The sequence below is a fragment of the Octadecabacter algicola genome, assembly GCF_021532625.1.
GTDB lineage: Bacteria > Pseudomonadota > Alphaproteobacteria > Rhodobacterales > Rhodobacteraceae > Octadecabacter > Octadecabacter algicola.
Genome location: NZ_JAKGAR010000003.1, coordinates 720171 through 736091, shown reverse-complemented (window position 1 = coordinate 736091; position 15921 = coordinate 720171). Strand labels below are relative to the sequence as shown.

The 15921-nt window shown below is 55.0% G+C and carries 17 protein-coding genes; 5 read left to right on the top strand and 12 right to left on the bottom strand.

The features are described from left to right. Positions 1-49: 49 nt before the first annotated feature. A complete protein-coding gene (locus L0666_RS14815; protein ID WP_235262148.1) occupies positions 50-703 on the bottom strand; it encodes a peroxiredoxin in 654 nt (217 codons plus the stop codon). Between the two features lie 119 nt (positions 704-822). Here L0666_RS14815 and L0666_RS14810 point away from each other — a divergent pair, with 119 nt between their 5' ends. The 3 genes from L0666_RS14810 (at position 823) to rpiB (ending at position 3809) form a co-directional block, all read left to right on the top strand. After that, on the top strand, positions 823-2247 hold the full coding sequence (locus L0666_RS14810) for an aldehyde dehydrogenase family protein (RefSeq protein ID WP_235262147.1): 1425 nt from the start codon (positions 823-825) through the stop codon (positions 2245-2247). Between the two features lie 80 nt (positions 2248-2327). Beyond that, complete coding sequence (locus L0666_RS14805) at positions 2328-3335, top strand: serine/threonine protein kinase (RefSeq protein ID WP_235262146.1); 1008 nt, start codon at positions 2328-2330, stop codon at positions 3333-3335. A gap of 30 nt (positions 3336-3365) precedes the next feature. Further along, a complete protein-coding gene (gene rpiB, locus L0666_RS14800; RefSeq protein WP_216035723.1) occupies positions 3366-3809 on the top strand; it encodes a ribose 5-phosphate isomerase B in 444 nt (147 codons plus the stop codon). Here the strand turns inward: rpiB and L0666_RS14795 are convergent. The 10 genes from L0666_RS14795 to L0666_RS14750 all read right to left on the bottom strand — a co-directional run bounded on the left by L0666_RS14795 (position 3806) and on the right by L0666_RS14750 (position 13524). Beyond that, entirely contained in the window at positions 3806-4453 is a 648-nt protein-coding gene (locus L0666_RS14795) for an RluA family pseudouridine synthase (protein ID WP_235262145.1), read from the bottom strand. The two genes, rpiB and L0666_RS14795, sit on opposite strands and share 4 nt — an antisense overlap. Then, complete coding sequence (rarD, locus tag L0666_RS14790) at positions 4450-5343, bottom strand: EamA family transporter RarD (protein ID WP_235262144.1); 894 nt, start codon at positions 5341-5343, stop codon at positions 4450-4452. Before rarD ends, L0666_RS14795 begins: the two co-directional genes overlap by 4 nt. A gap of 78 nt (positions 5344-5421) precedes the next feature. After that, positions 5422-5637: a DUF6552 family protein gene (locus L0666_RS14785; RefSeq protein ID WP_235262143.1), complete on the bottom strand. Its 216-nt coding sequence runs from the start codon at positions 5635-5637 to the stop codon at positions 5422-5424. 3 nt (positions 5638-5640) lie between these two features. Continuing rightward, positions 5641-8079, bottom strand: coding sequence for a GcvT family protein (locus L0666_RS14780; protein ID WP_235262142.1), 2439 nt, complete (start codon positions 8077-8079; stop codon positions 5641-5643). 12 nt (positions 8080-8091) lie between these two features. After that, entirely contained in the window at positions 8092-8970 is an 879-nt protein-coding gene (locus L0666_RS14775) for a homocysteine S-methyltransferase family protein (RefSeq protein ID WP_235262141.1), read from the bottom strand. Then, entirely contained in the window at positions 8967-11417 is a 2451-nt protein-coding gene (locus L0666_RS14770) for a GcvT family protein (RefSeq protein WP_235262140.1), read from the bottom strand. Before L0666_RS14770 ends, L0666_RS14775 begins: the two co-directional genes overlap by 4 nt. 2 nt (positions 11418-11419) lie before the next feature. After that, complete coding sequence (locus L0666_RS14765; RefSeq protein ID WP_235262139.1) at positions 11420-11794, bottom strand: GFA family protein; 375 nt, start codon at positions 11792-11794, stop codon at positions 11420-11422. A gap of 1 nt (position 11795) precedes the next feature. Next, positions 11796-12416 carry a LysE family translocator gene (locus L0666_RS14760; RefSeq protein ID WP_235262138.1) on the bottom strand — a complete coding sequence of 207 codons (621 nt, stop codon included), beginning with the start codon at positions 12414-12416 and terminating at the stop codon, positions 11796-11798. A 15-nt stretch (positions 12417-12431) separates the two neighbouring features. After that, complete coding sequence (locus L0666_RS14755; protein WP_418887999.1) at positions 12432-12998, bottom strand: helix-turn-helix domain-containing protein; 567 nt, start codon at positions 12996-12998, stop codon at positions 12432-12434. 73 nt (positions 12999-13071) lie between these two features. Beyond that, entirely contained in the window at positions 13072-13524 is a 453-nt protein-coding gene (locus tag L0666_RS14750; RefSeq protein WP_235262136.1) for a GAF domain-containing protein, read from the bottom strand. 267 nt (positions 13525-13791) lie between these two features. Between L0666_RS14750 and L0666_RS14745 the strand changes: the two genes are divergently transcribed. Continuing rightward, complete coding sequence (locus L0666_RS14745) at positions 13792-15369, top strand: gamma-glutamyltransferase family protein (RefSeq protein ID WP_235262135.1); 1578 nt, start codon at positions 13792-13794, stop codon at positions 15367-15369. Next, a complete protein-coding gene (locus L0666_RS14740) occupies positions 15347-15559 on the top strand; it encodes a hypothetical protein (RefSeq protein WP_235262134.1) in 213 nt (70 codons plus the stop codon). The genes L0666_RS14745 and L0666_RS14740 overlap by 23 nt, the downstream gene beginning before the upstream one ends. Here L0666_RS14740 and hspQ read toward each other — a convergent pair. Beyond that, positions 15556-15882, bottom strand: coding sequence for a heat shock protein HspQ (hspQ, locus tag L0666_RS14735; RefSeq protein WP_216035736.1), 327 nt, complete (start codon positions 15880-15882; stop codon positions 15556-15558). The two genes, L0666_RS14740 and hspQ, sit on opposite strands and share 4 nt — an antisense overlap. Between the last annotated feature and the right edge of the window lie 39 nt (positions 15883-15921).

Sequence of the window (15921 nt, the reverse complement as noted above, 5' to 3'; positions counted from 1 at the left end):
AAGGGACCGTGGGCGGGGCGCATTTGCAAAGCAAATAGCGACGCTGCCGTTACTCGGGTAGTTTAGCCATCCGCAGATACGGTAGCTTCGTGTCGATCGAACCATACTTGGCAATCGCATCTTCATCAGACACGCCCATCGGAACAACAACGTCTTGGCCAACAGTCCAGTTCGCCGGAGTCGCAACGTTTTCTCGTGCGGCGGTCTGCAGACCGTCCAATGCACGCAGCACTTCTGCAAAATTGCGGCCAACATTCATCGGGTAGGTCATGGACAGCTTCAACTGCTTGTCTGGGCCAACGATAAAGACAACACGCACAGTTGCGGAATCCGCAGGCGTACGACCGTCTGGCATGTAAGCTTCGGCTGGCAACATGTCGAATGCCTTGGCAAGTTCAAGACCTTCGTCAGCAACAATCGGGAACCCAGCTTTGGCGCCGCTTGTGGACTCAATGTCTTTTTTCCATTTTTTGTGCTCTTCGACACCGTCGATGGAAATACCTAGCACCTTAGTACCACGCTTTTCCCACTCATCGGCCAGCTGAGCCACAGCGCCGAATTCAGTTGTGCAAACGGGCGTAAAATCTTTCGGGTGGCTGAACAGGATGGCCCAGCTGTCGCCAATCCAGTCGTGAAGGGCAAATGTACCCTCATCAGTTTCAACAGTCAGGTTCGGAATCGTGTCGTTGATGCGCAAGCCCATGTCGGTGCTCCTTCTTGTTTACGTTCATTGATCATATATGACTCGTGTTAGAACAGTTCTAGCACTGCCAGCACCGCAAACACACCCTGCGACCATAAGTGCCAATCGGAGGATCAATCATGATCGAGAAAAGAGATTTCTACATCAATGGACAGTGGGTTTCCCCTGCCAAAGCAAACGACTTTTCAGTAGTCGACCCGTCTACCGAAGAAGCCTGCGCCATCATCTCTCTTGGAGATCAGGCAGACACGGATGCCGCAGTTGCAGCTGCCAAAGCGGCCTTTCCCGAATGGGCGTTTGTCGACAGGTCCGAAAAAATGGCGCTGTTCAAGCGTCTGCTAGAAGTTTACAATGATCGCGCCGAAGAAATGGCCCAAGCCATGTCCATGGAAATGGGTGCGCCGATCTCTATGTCGCGGATTAATCAAGTCGGCGCTGGCTCTTGGCACCTCGAAGGTTTCCTCAAGGCCTTTGAAACGATGTCCTTTGAACGCGACTTCACTGCGACTGAAAAGACCCTGTTGGAACCAATTGGCGTTTGCGCACTTATCACGCCGTGGAACTGGCCGATGAATCAGGTCGTCCTGAAAGCCGTTCCTGCAATCGCAGTTGGTTGTACAACGGTTTTGAAACCATCCGAAATCTCACCGCTGTCTAGCGTTCTGTTCGCTGAATATATGGACGAAGCAGGCTTCCCTGCTGGCGTTTTCAACATGATCAATGGTGATGGCGTCGGTGTTGGTTCTCAACTGTCCGCGCACCCAGATGTCGATATGGTTAGCTTCACGGGCTCGTCCCGCGCAGGTAAGCTGATTTCGAAATCGGCGGCAGACTCCTTGAAACGCGTAAGCCTTGAGCTCGGCGGTAAAGGTGCGAACATCATCTTTGAAGATGCAGGTGCAAAGGGCGTCGAATACGGTGCATCTCGTTGTTTCCGTAACTCAGGCCAATCCTGCAACGCGCCAACCCGTATGTTGGTCGAATCGTCTTTCTATGACGAAGCCGTTGAAATCGCGACACGCGTTGCGAACGAAACAAAAGTTGGGCCAGCATCCGAAGAAGGCCAGCATATTGGTCCAGTCGTCTCTGAGGCGCAGTTCGATAAGATCCAAGGCTTGATTGAGATCGGTGTTGGCGAAGGCCGCCTGACAGCTGGTGGCCTTGGTCGCCCAGACGGGCTGAACCGTGGCTTCTACGTCAAACCAACCGTAATCGCAGATGTCACAAACGATATGACCATCGCCCAAGAAGAAGTCTTTGGCCCCGTGCTGGCCATCATGAAGTTCGACACGATCGACGAAGCCATTGCTATCGCTAACGACACTCCCTACGGCCTCACTAACTACATCCAGACACCTGACGACGAAAAACGCCACTACGCAGCCCGTCGCTTGCGTTCTGGCATGGTGGAAACCAACGGCCAAGGATTCGCACAAGGATCGCCATTTGGTGGCTACAAACAGTCCGGCAATGGCCGCGAAGGTGGGCTATACGGATTGGAAGAGTTCCTCGAAGTTAAAGCCGTCAGCGGTTGGACGTCTTAGAACACAGATTTGTTAAAGGCGGCGGGTCCTCTCGCCGCCTTTTCCTTTTCTTGGTGGGCAATCGGCGCTAACAACCCAACATGCGCGCCAAATTTGTCCCCACCACGACCCACAAACGTGACGAGTTTTCCGAAACCGTATCTGGTCATCTTGAAGGTGCGCCCGAGACGAAGCTCGTGCTGCGCAAGTTGGATGGTGTGCCGTTTTGGGCAAAACCGATCGCCGGGTTTCTTGCCCGTAAAGAAGTTCGGTCCCTGCGTGTTGTCACAGGCATCACGGGCACCCCCGATCTGATCCGCGTAGACGACGAAGGCATCCTGAGGAGCTGGTCTGACGGCATTCCGCTGAACCTCGCGAAGCCGGATGATTCCGCCTATTACAAAGACGCCAAACGTATCTTGCGTGAAATGCGCCGTCGTAATGTCACACACAATGACCTCGCCAAACCGCAAAACTGGTTGATGGCGCCGGATGGTTCAGCCGCCGTAATCGACTTTCAGTTGGCCTCGGTACATCGCCGCAAAGGGTGGCTGTATCGCACAATGGCCTACGAAGACCTGCGCCATTTGGTCAAACAAAAAGGGCGCTACGCAAAGGGTCTTTTGACGGCGTCCGAACGCAGAATTCTAAAACGCAAATCCCTGCCAACGCGCATTTGGATGGCCACAGGCAAACGCCTTTACAACGGCATCACGCGTGGCGTGTTCAATTGGTCCGATGGTGAAGGCACCGGTAACCGCATTGCCAAAGAAGGCGCGGACATCACTGCCGACTTGATGGCAAATGATGCCGTGACAGGTGTTCGGCTCAGCCCGTTCGCATTGCCTGCTAAAGGAATGGGGATTTACGCCTTTGTCGAAACGGGATTGGACAGCGATGCCACGCGCGCTCTGATCGCAGACACACGCGTCGAATTAATCCAACCCGTAACCCACCTTCCCCGCGAGGATATAGCGGAATTGGTGGCAATGAACCGATTGGACGAACTCGAATTTCTTCTTAGCAAAGAACCGGAGCTACGGGCTGACACGCAACCGATTGTCGCCGCGCGTCTTAACCTGACCGACCGCCGATTGGCGGGCCTATAACCACACGACTTACCGACGAAAGAGACTGACATGACCAACACATCCAAACGCATCGTCCTGTCGAGCGATCACGCCGCAATCGACCTGCGCCAGGCAATCGCCAAACACATCGCTGATCAGGGCTATGAGGTTGAAGACATCGGCCCGACAACCACCGAAAGCACGCACTATCCGCTCCATGGCGCGGCTGCGGCTGAACGTGTGGCGTCTGGTGATTGTGATCTCGGCATCATCGTTTGTGGCACAGGCCAAGGAATCATGATGGCCGCCAACAAAGTCAAAGGTATCCGTTGCGGCGTGTGCTTGGATACGTTCTCGGCGCGTATGACCCGCGAACACAACAACGCGAATATGCTGTCACTTGGGGCACGCGTTGTGGGCGAAGGTCTGGCACTTGATATCGTTGATGCGTTCTTGGGCGCCGAGTTCGAAGGTGGCCGTCACGCAACGCGTGTGGATATGATCGAACCCTAAAACGGCACCTTTGCACGATAACGAACGCCTTCGCCACCATCTGGGTGGCGCAGACGTAGCTCTTCGGAGTGTAGCATCAGACGAGGATAATTAAGCGCCTCACCGGTAGCATAGAACGGGTCCCCCAAGATCGGGTGACCAAGGCTGAGCATATGTACCCGCAGCTGGTGACTGCGCCCTGTCTTGGGCATCAAACGCACACGACTTTCGACACTGTCACTGCGCATAACGCGCCAATCTGTCTGGGCAGATTTTCCTGTTTCATGGCAAACCTTTTGAAGCGGTCGGTTTTCCCAATCTACGATGAGCGGCAAATCTACCGTGCCTGTTTTCGGCTCTAACGTGCCCCAAACGCGGGCTACATAAGTCTTCTTGGTATAGCGTTTTTCAAATTGCAGCCCAATGTGGCGCTGCGCATGGGGCGTCAGCGCAAAAACCATTACTCCGCTGGTGTCGCGATCCAAACGGTGGATCAACAATGCCTGTGGAAACGCATCCTGCACCCGCGCGATCAGACAGTCGGCAAGGTGGGGGCCCTTGCCCGGCACCGACAAAAGCCCCGCGGGTTTGTTCACGATCAAAATTTCATGATCCGAGTGAATGACATCAAGCGGATCATTGGGTGGGTTGTAATCACTGCTCACGTCTTGCGCCCCCGAAACATAGCAAACGTATAAAGCGCCAGCGCGGCCCAGATCATCGGGAACGCAATTGCACGGGCTGATCCAAATGGTTCATCAAACACAAACACTGCGACCAACATAATCATCGTTGGCGCGATATATTGCATGATGCCAATCGTCGCGAGGCGTAGTCCCTTTGCCCCATTAGCGTACAGCATCAACGGCACTGCCGTGACCACGCCACACCCCATGAGAAGCCATGTATCAGCGGACATAGGCGTGAAGGTCCCTTCGCCTGTGATCCCCAGCCAGATGACGTAGCCCAGCGCGAAGGGCGTAAGAATTAACACTTCTAAGAGGAACCCCTGATTTGGTCCGATGGGAAGGGAACGTTTAAAGTAGGCGTAGAACCCCCATGACAACATCAGGACCAAAGCCGGCCATGGCAGAGACCCATTTGCTATGGTCAAAACCACAACCGCGCCCGTCGCCAAGGCAACAGCGCCCCATTGTAGACGATTCAATCTCTCACCCAACAAAACCGAGGCGAGGAAAATGCTGAAGATCGGATTCATGTAATATCCTAGCGCTCCATCCAATGTTCGTTCTGCCGCAATCGCCCAAACATAGGTTCCCCAATTGACGGAAACCAATGCTGCGGTGATTGCCCCCATCGCCAGTGATTTCGGGTCGCGCAGGATACGGCGCACGTCCTTGGTGCGGCCCAGCAGGATCAACACCACACCGACAATCGGGACAGACCAAAGCACGCGGTGGGCGACGACTTGGACAGCAGGAATATGGTCTACGTATTTGAGGTAAAGCGGTAGGAACCCCCATAGGAAATATGCCGAGAACGCAAAGCCAAAGCCGCGCAAGGTATCTTCGTTAGGGGGAGAGGTATTCGCCATAGGTACATCAGCACGATTAACGTGCTTGTGGTCAAGCCAAAGCCGCGCCTGTCGCAATGCTATTTTGTGATGGCCCCGTCACGAATTGAGATAACCACCCACGATCGCTATAAGTGCGCCAACGTGAACGACCATGATCGCGCGATCTTTCCACATCACACCGACCAAAAACCAAAGGATGATCCCAACCACAAAGGCCAGGATATTCCATGGCACAATGTTCAGCCCCGTCAGCGCATAGCCGATCAACTGGATCACCGTCGCGATCCATTTAACAATGTCTACTCTCGCCATAACCTAGACCTTTACACGTTCTGATCTGGGATCATACATCGGGCGCAAAGACGCTTCCGCACGCACTTTGGTGCCCATAACGTCGATCTCGTAGGTCGATGCCAGTACGTCCGCCGCTTTTTCGCCCTCACAAGGGACATAACCAAGGCCAATAGCTCCGCCCAAGCTGTGCCCATACCCGCCAGAAGACAGGTAGCCAACAATCTCGCCATCCCTCAGGATCGGTTCGTTGTGGTACAACAACGGCTCGGGATCGGTGAGTTTGAACTGCACCATCCGCATGTTTAGACCCTGTTCCTGCTTTTGCAGCACGGCCTCACGCCCGATGAAATCAGGTTTATCCTTTTTGACAGCAAAGCCGAGGCCGGCCTCCATCACGTGGTCTTCGCAAGTGATGTCATGGCCAAAGTGACGGAACCCTTTTTCGATGCGACAGGTGTCCATCATGTGCATCCCGCAGAGCGTGAGGTCATGATCTTGTCCCGCCTCGTGCAGAGTTTCAAAGACATGAGCCGCTTGATCGGCGCTGACATAGATTTCCCAGCCGAGTTCACCAACATAAGTGACGCGGTGGACCCGCGCGAGCCCCATGCCAATTTCAATCTCTTGCGCGGTACCAAATGGATTCACGTCGTTGCTGAAATCGTTCGGCGACACCGCTTGCAGCAGTTTGCGGCTGTTCGGACCCATCACCGCCAACACGCCTTCGCCTGCGGTCACATCAGTTATGACCACGTTGAAGGTACCCTTGTGGCGTTCCATCCATGTTTGATCGGCCAGTCGTGTCGCTGCAGGGGTCACGACCAAATAGGCAGTTTCCGATAAGCGCGTCACAGTGACATCAGCTTCGATCCCGCCGCGCGTGTTTAGAAATTGCGTATAGACGATTTTACCGATCGGGCAGGAATAGTCGCCGCCGCCAACGTAGTTCAAATAGGCTTCGGCGTCGGGTCCTTCGACCCTAATCTTGCCGAAAGACGACATATCATACATGCCAACGTTCTCGCGCACGGCCATATGTTCTGCCGCGACATTGTCGAAAAAGTTTTGTCGCTGCCATGAATATTTGTATTCGGGCGACTGCCCGTCCCGCGCGAACCAGTTGGCGCGTTCCCAACCAGCCAACTCGCCCATAACAGCACCGTTCCGCAAAAGCTGCTGGTGGAACGGCGTACGGCGAATGCCACGTGCCGTCGCCTTTTGGCGGTAGGGGAAATGATCAGCATAAAGGAGGCCCAACGTTTCCTTGGACCGTTCCATCAGATAGGTTTTGTTGCCCTGAAACGGCTGCATGCGGCTGATATCGACGTCGCCAAGATCGAATGGTTTTTCACCTGCATCCATCCACTGCGCCAACGCCATACCAGCGCCACCAGCGGACTGAATACCGACAGAATTGAAACCAGCCGCAACCCAGACATTGTCCATCTCAGGCGCTAGTCCAAGGTGGTAGGCGTCATCAGGCGTAAAGGATTCCGGGCCATTGAAGAACGTGTGAATGCCTGCTTCAGCGAGCATCGGCATCCGCTCAACCGCATTCTCTAGGATCGGCTCAAAGTGGTCGAAGTCTTCGGGTAACTGGTCGAACTCGAAATCGTCTGGAATTGGCCCCCAAGGTTTGGAAATAGGTTCGAATGCACCCAAAAGCATTTTTCCGGCGTCTTCTTTGTAATAGGCACATTCATCCGGAACGCGCAGCACGGGCAGCTGTTTTAGGCCCTGAATAGCCTCTGTAACGATGTAGAAATGTTCGCAGGCTTGCAGCGGCACATTGGTACCGAGCATCTGACCAACCTCGCGGCCCCACATGCCCGCACAGTTCACGACGTGGTCACATTCGATCGTGCCCTGCCCGTCGGAGTCTTCCCAATGAACGCCCGTAATGCGTCGCCCATCGCGCACGACGCCTGTGGCTTTCACACGTTCTTTGACGATGGCACCGCCTTGGCGGGCACCCTTGGCTAGGGCCAGCGCGATGTTAGCGGGGTCGCCCTGCCCGTCGAGCGGCAGGTAGACACCACCGACAACGCCATCAATATTCAGATGCTCGTATTTCGCTTTCACCTCACCCGGTGAAATTTCTTCCACATCCACTCCAAACGCGCGCGCCATTGCGGCTTGGCGGTAGATCTCTTCTTTGCGTTCTTCTGTCAGCGCGACCGTGATAGACCCACAACGTTTGAACCCTGTCGCAACACCTGTTTCAGTCTCTAAACCACCATAAAGTTCCTGAGAATACTTGGCGAGCTTTGTCATGTTCTGGGTTGCGCGCAATTGGGCAATCAGCCCAGCCGCATGCCAAGTGGTGCCTGACGTCAGCTGTTTACGTTCGAGCAGAACGATATCTTTCCAGCCTTGCTTGCTGAGGTGATACGCCACAGAACAGCCGATGACACCGCCACCAATAATGACAACTCGGGCTTTGTTAGGAAGATCAGCCATCCGTTTCGTCCTCTAAATGATATCGTGTCCCGCCGCGCGCAAACGCTTAGCGATTTCAGAGATGTGGGCGGGGCTGACTTCGCAGCAGCCGCCGATGATCGTAGCGCCTTGATCCACCCAACCCATTGCGAAGTCGGCATAGGCTTCAGGTGTGAAATCACGGCGTAGTGTTAAGGCGTCAACGGTAGGTTTGGCTTCTAGGAAACCTTCGCTGATTTTTTCGAACCCGTTGGCATAGGCGCCAAATGGTTTTCCAACCGTGGCCAAAATATCCAGTGCGGTGCCTATGACTTCGGGTGTTGAGCAATTGACGAGCAATGCATCTGCCCCACCTGCTACCGCAACTGCATCCGCCAATGGCTCGCCAGATCGCAGCAGTGTTCCGTCTTGATCGGACACAGAGAACGCGACCCAAACCGGTTTGCCCACGCTTAACGCGCCTTCAAGAATGGCGCGGGTGTGCGCCACCGAAACCACGGTTTCGCACAGGATCAGATCAACACTATCCCCTGTCTGCGCGGCGACTTCGGCGAATTTCGTGACGGCCTCGTCATGAGGCGGCAACAAGTCCGCCCGGTAGCTTGCCCCCAGTGGCCCGATGGACGTCGCAAGACGCGAGGCGCCAGATGCCTTAGCCTCAGCCAAAGCGATTTGGTGCAGTTCGGCGAATTTCCCATCCATCGCAGTCCCGTCAAGGCGGTCGTGGTGAATGGCGTAAGTATTCAAGGTGGCCACGGTCGCACCAGCCGCGGTAAAATCGCGGTGAACATCCGCCACCATCCCCGGATGGTCGATCATCACTTGCGTGGACCAAAGTGGGGTAGGTTTGTCGCCCGCACGGTGGACGAGTTCTTGGCCCATTCCACCGTCCAAAAGGGTAATCTTTGTCATGCACGGATCCTTTCATTTTTCGGATCCCATAGCGGCTGATCTTCTTGAACAACAGCGCGTTGTCGCGTGCCGAAGACATCGACCTGCAACTCGGTTCCGACCTCAGCCAGATCGGTTCGGATCATGCCCAGCGCGATACATTTATTAGTGCGATACCCCATGGCACAGGACGTGACTTCGCCAACGATTTCGTCGCCATGCCAAACAGGTGCCATATACGGCGCATCAGCGTCGCCTGCGTCCATGACCATCGTCACAAAGGCCTTCTTGCGACCCTGTTGCTGCTCGTTCAGCAGCGCGGCCTTGCCTGGGAAGTCCTGCGGCTTGTCGAGCTTGACGAACCGATCCAAACCACCCTCAAGAAGGGAGTAATCTGTCGAAAGGTCACCCTTCCATGCACGGTATCCTTTTTCGATCCGCATGGAGTTAAGCGCGTACATTCCGAACGGCGTAACTCCTGCATCCGCAAGCGCATCCCAGATCGCGGGCATTGCATCGGGGGCCGCGTGGATCTCCCAACCCAGCTCACCGGCAAAGGATACACGGATCAAAGCAGCATCTTGGCCTGCGACCGTTCCATCCATACTGACGGACAACCACGGCTGGGAAAGATCATGACCCACTACCAATGGTGCAAGAATCTCGCGGGCTTTTGGCCCTGTCACGAGTAGGCACTCCACCTCTTTGGTGTGATCGGTAACACTGATGCCATCAGGCGCCTGACGAGAGAATATCTCAAAGTCATGCCATTGCGCCGTCGCCGCCGTGATGAGCCCGACATCCGTATCGCTATGCACCATGACAGATGTCTCGGTCAGGATACGCCCACGGCTGTCTGGAAAATACGCAAGCGTAACGCGCCCTTTTTTAGGCAGGCGCGATGCGGTTAGACCATCAACGAAGTCCTTCGCGCCCTCGCCCTCAACCTTGATGCGGCTAAAGCCGGTGATCGGCAGCATACCACACCCATTTGTCACGGCCTCAACCTCGCGTTTGATCGCAGTTTCCCAAGGGCCATTACGATCCCATGTCTGGGTTGTTTCCTCGGACGTGTCATCACCCTCAGCAGCATACCAATTGGCGCGTTCCCAGCCGTTATAGGCGCCCATCTGCGCACCCGCGTCGATCAGGCGGCTGTGCAACGTCGAGTGTTTCTTATCGCGCCCAGCAGGCCATTCGTGATGCGGGAAGTGCATGGCGTATTCGTGGCCGTATGTCTCCAACGCCTTGGAAAGACAGTAATCGTGATCGGCGTAATCGGTGTAGCGACGTGGATCACAAGACCACATGTCGATTTCGGTTTCGCCGTGCATGATCCACTCAGCCAGCACTTTACCCGCTCCGCCTCCTTGGGCGATGCCAAAGGTGAATGAGTGTGCCTCGAAAGCGTTCTTAACACCCGGCATTGGGCCAATCATAGGCAACCCGTCCGGCGCATATGGGATCGGTCCGTTGATATTACGTTCAACACCGCCCTCACCCAACAGCGGCAAACGCTCCATGGCGTCTTCAATGTAGAACTCAAGACGTTCAAGGTCGTCTGGGTAAAGCTGGAAGCTAAAGTCCTCCGGCATCGGGTCGTTTGGCGTAACCCAATGTGCCTTACAGTTCCGTTCATACGGTCCAAGGTTCAAACCGTGTTTGTCCTGACGCAGATAATAGCTGATGTCGGGGTCACGGATCATCGGCATTTTCTGCCCGCGCTCTTTGGTGAACGCCTCAAGTTCGGGCAATTGACCCGTGAGGAAATACTGGTGGGACATCACAACCATCGGCACTGTGCGACCACCAAACGGCTTGAACATCTCACCGACACGCTGGGCATAGTAGCCTGCACAGTTGACGACGAATTCACAACGAATATCGCCTTTGTCGGTCTTAACGATCCACTCGTCACCATCTCGATCAATCCCCGTGACTGGGCTGAACCGTTCGATACGACCGCCCGCATCCCGCGCGCCCTTGGCCAAAGCCTGCGTCAGCTGTGCAGGGTCGATATCGCCATCCAGCGGATCCCAAAGGCCACCCGCAAGGTCATGAGTCTCAATGAATGGGTTATGTTCTTTCAATTCGTCTGGCGTGCAAACGTCCATTGTCAGACCCTGCGCGAGCGCTTGACCGGAAATCTTTTCAAATTCTTGCATCCGTTGTTTAGAATGCGCCAAACGAATTGCCCCAGTGACATGGTAGTTCATTGGGTAGTCTACTTCTTCCGCCAACCCACGATACATTTCCGCACCGTATCGCTGCATGTTCATCACGGCCCAGTTCGGCGCAAAGTTCGGGACATTGCCCGCGGCGTGCCATGTGGACCCGGCCGTCAATTCGTTCTTTTCAAGAAGTACGCAATCGGACCAGCCAGCGCGCGCCAAATGGAACAGGGCGGACGTACCGACAACGCCGCCACCGATGATGACCACGCGGGCCGTTGTTGGAAAATCTGCCATTTTTAGTGCTCCTTTTGCAGTACACCGTCCGCGATGTCGTAATAGTCACCCTTGTCCGCGACAAAGATGTGTTTTTGCAGTTTCAGTCCTGTCGGCCCGTCAATCACGCCGAGGGAAAAGCTCATTCCGTCTTCATCGTGCGCCTTCCAGAATAAGAAGCAGCCACAGGTCGGGCAAAAACCGCGCTTGGCCGTGGGGCTTGCCTCATACCAGCGCACGTCACCGCTTATTTCGAAGTTCTCAAGCGGTGCGTAGCCTGACGCCCAATGGTGGCCAGATTGCTTTCGGCACTGACCACAGTGACAAGCACTTACGCTTTGCCCCCCATCTGTGACGCTGAAGGTTACGCCTTTGCAATTGCAGCTGCCTTTCAACATCTCAGGCTCTCCCTATCGGTTGAGACGTGCCAAGCAAGACACCGTAAATGATAAAACAGGTGGCCATGACACGTCGAAACCAAACATTAAAAACAGCGCCTAACGCCGCACGACCCAAACCAGCGCCAAGCGCTGTGTAGGTTAGGTAACTGAACGCCGTAAGCGTGAGCGCCGTTGGAACAATCACCCACATCTGCGGGCCGATCGGCACATCAGGCTGAACAAATTGACTGAAAGCGGCAAGGTACCCAGCCACGCTTTTGGGATTGATCACAGCAATCGCCAATGCGCGCCAATAGATCCCGCCCGCGGTTTGCGTGGTGACGGGCGCTGGGCGTTTCGCCAAAACCCAACCCCGCAAGCCTAGGTAGATCAAAAAGCCTGCCCCAATCATCTTAACCACTTGGAACGCGACCTCTGATGCTGCCAACAGCGCCGTCACGCCGAGCGCTGAAAGCGCCAAGAACAAGCAGGCTTGTGTTAGGATCGCCGCGACGGCTGGAAGACTACGCCAAACACCGCGCGTCATGCCAGTACTGATGCAGTTCACCGCGTTCGGCCCTGGGGTTGTGACAAACACCAGCCAAAACAACGCGAATATGGTCCATGCCTCAAATGTCATCTCTGCGCATTGCCCCTAATACACCGGTGGGGCGATAACCCAGATCGCGACACAAGGTTCGTCGTAAGGGTTCATCCATCGAAACGGTTCCCCCCGCACTCGAAAGCTATCACCCGCAGCAAGGCTGAATGTCCTGCCCGCAATGTTAAGGTCCAGCCTCCCGGACACGATGTACCCGACTTCTTGAGTTGGGCGGATAACAGGATCGGAAATCTCGGCCCTCGCTTCGAAAGTAGAATGCACCATCTCAAAGTCATCGGTGAGGTCGGGGGATAGAAGTTCTTCAACCAGCCCAGCCGCGCGGGACCCGATTGGGCGCCGCGCATCGCCGCGAACGATCATACCCTGTTCATGATCAGGGGCGTCAGATCGGAAAAGGCTTGAAACAGACACATCAAGTGCGCGCGCAATATCGCGCAAGTCGGTAATAGATGGTTCCGACAAATCCCGTTCAACTTGTGACAGCCAACCAACAGACCGGTCGAGTATTTGTCCCAATTCCGTAAGCGTTATTCCACGCGTCTTTCGAATGGCGCGAATATCAGCCCCGAGAGTACGGCTTTCTGACGGATTGTTGTGAATCACTTGCGGCAGGCTCCTTATTTCGAAACCCTGTCATGCCTTCGTGAAATTTCAAAGCTTTTTTTCACCACAGCTAAAGCTGCCCGAAAACCGCCTTAAGAATCGCTGCCATTTGATCCGCGTCTTCTTGGGTAAATGCGTCAGGCTGATCACTATCGATATCAAAAACCGCGATCACATCGCCCGATCTGTCAAATACCGGCAGGACCAATTCAGATCGTGTCGAACTCGCACAGGCGATATGCCCTTCAAATGCCTCAACGTCCGCGACCAATTGGACGTCGCCTGTTCGGGCTGCCGCCCCACAAACACCCCGCGAGAACGGAATCTGCAAACAGCCGTGTCCACCCTGATAGGGCCCAATCTTGAGCATCTGCGGCGCTGTCACTCGGTAGAACCCCGTCCAATCAAAGCGCGGGTCACTGTGGTGAACTTCACATGCAATGGTCGCCATTAACGCGACAGCGTCGTCTTCACCATCCGTGAGGCTTTGGATCGTCTTGGAAAGCAATTTATAGTCGGGCATTTCGGGCCTTATTCTTGTCGGTCGGAAGGTTTCTGCACTATTGGGCTACAGCGGCGATTTGTTAAGCAAGAAAAACCATAAATCGGTCGTAATCTCTCCCAATGCCCACCCGAATCTAAAGTCAGACTTTGACTTGTAGCTGCATAAGCTCACCTCGGCGTCGCGTGTAATAGCCCCCACCCAGTGCGCGGCGTCGAGGACTATCTAAATTGCACACTTCCACACCACGACGAGAGTGCTACGGTCTTCAAAACATCCGGAGGCATTATGCGTAATTTCCAACAACCAGGCCGCTCCACTGTGATTGCAGAAAACGGCATCTGCGCAACATCTCATCCCCTTGCAGCCAAGGTCGCGATTCAAATGCTCGAAGCGGGCGGCAACGCAATGGATGCCGCCATTGCCGGCGCGGTGTTGCTGGGCATTTGCGAACCACAATCTACAGGGATTGGTGGCGATGCTTTTTGTCTGTTCAACGAAGCAGGTTCAGACACTGTTCAGGCCTTAAACGCCTCGGGTCGCGCACCTGCGGGGTTGGAGGCGGCTAAATTGCGGGCTGAGGGCATGGATGTTCTGCCGCTCAATTCGGTACATGCCATTAGCCTCCCCGGAGCGATGGATGGGTTTATCCGCCTGTCAAAGGACCACGGAAAACTTGGACTCAAAGCAGTTCTCGCCCCAGCGATTCATTACGCGGATGCAGGCGTTCCAGTCGCTCCGCGCGTCGCGTTTGACTACACGCAATCCAATGCGACATTGCACGGCGCGGGTCGCACTCACTTCACGGCGCAAGGCAAACCCCTCACCGTCGGGCAAAAGTTTCGCGCACCCGGGCAAGCCGATGTATTGCGCCGTGTAGCGATGGATGGCCGCGAAGGGTTCTACGAAGGCGAAGTCGCCGAAGATATGGTCACATCACTGAACGCAGCAGGCGGCACGCATACGTTAGATGATTTTGCGAGTGTCACCTGTGATTACACCACCCCCGTTAACGGCACTTACAAAGACATCGAACTGGTCGAGCATCCGCCCAACGGCCAAGGGGCCACCGCGATTTTGATTCTTAACATTCTCAAGCATTTCGATATCGCGGGGTTAGACCCAATGGGGACAGCGCGGGCGCATCTAGAAGCCGAGGCTTCCAAGTTGGCCTATGACACCCGCAACCGCGTTATTGCCGACCCTGATCACACCACGCGGTTGGACCATATGCTAAGAGCCGATACAGCGGCGCAGCTGGCAGGACTAATAGACCCTAACAAGGCCCTTTCACCCGTTTTACCTGGGGCCGAAGCCGTTCACAAAGATACGGTTTATATCACAGTGGTCGACAAAGACCGCATGTGTGTGTCGATGATCTATTCGATTTTCCACTCCTTTGGGTCAGGCCTCGCGTCCGATAAATTCGGCATCTTGTTTCAAAACCGCGCGGCGGGATTCACGCTGGAACAGGGTCACCCCAATGAGGCAGGCGGTGGCAAACGCCCCATGCACACGATCATCCCAGGGATGGTCAAACGCGGTGATAAAATCGAAATGCCGTTTGGTGTGATGGGAGGCGCCTATCAGCCTTGCGGTCACGCACGGATGCTAACGAACATGGAAGACTTTGGCATGGACGCCCAAACAGCAATCGACGCGCCGCGCTCCTTCGCCGACAAAGGGGCATTGAACGTCGAGACTGGTTATAGCGATAGCGTTGCGCAAGCGCTTATGGACAAGGGTCACGTCGTGACCCGCGCTGAAGACCCAATTGGTGGCGCACAGGCGATTAAGCTGCGCAGCGATGGCATGCTCGAAGGGGCGTCAGACCCACGCAAGGATGGGATCGCCCTTGGATATTGATGCCCTACTGAAACGTCTTGCCCGCACCGGTGGCCTCGCGTTCATGATCGCGGGTGGCATCCTATGTGGCCAAGCCGTAAATGACGCGTTGAACGGTGTGCCAGACGCGACACTAGACGCAGCGATTAACGCGGCGCTTTTCAGCTTTGGTGGGATATTGTTTTTCTGGAGCCGAAAGCCCCAAGACTAGTTCAGCTGAAAGTGCAGCGGATACTGACCATCTTCGAACGGGCCGAACAGATCATCCAGATCGGGGTGATCCACGGGCTGACCGGAATAATCCGCAACCAAGTTCTGCTCGGACACATAGGCCACGTAATGTGACTGATCGTTTTCCGCCAAAAGGTGGTAAAACGGCTGGTCCTTTTGCGGACGCGCCTCTTCTGGGATCGCCTCGTACCATTCTTCAGTATTGGCGAACATCGCGTCCACATCGAAAACGACACCACGAAACGGATGTTTGCGATGACGGACGATTTGCCCCAAATGATATTTCGCGCGTGTCTTCAGCATAGATAATTGGCCCCTTACCCGTTACTAGACAAACACCCC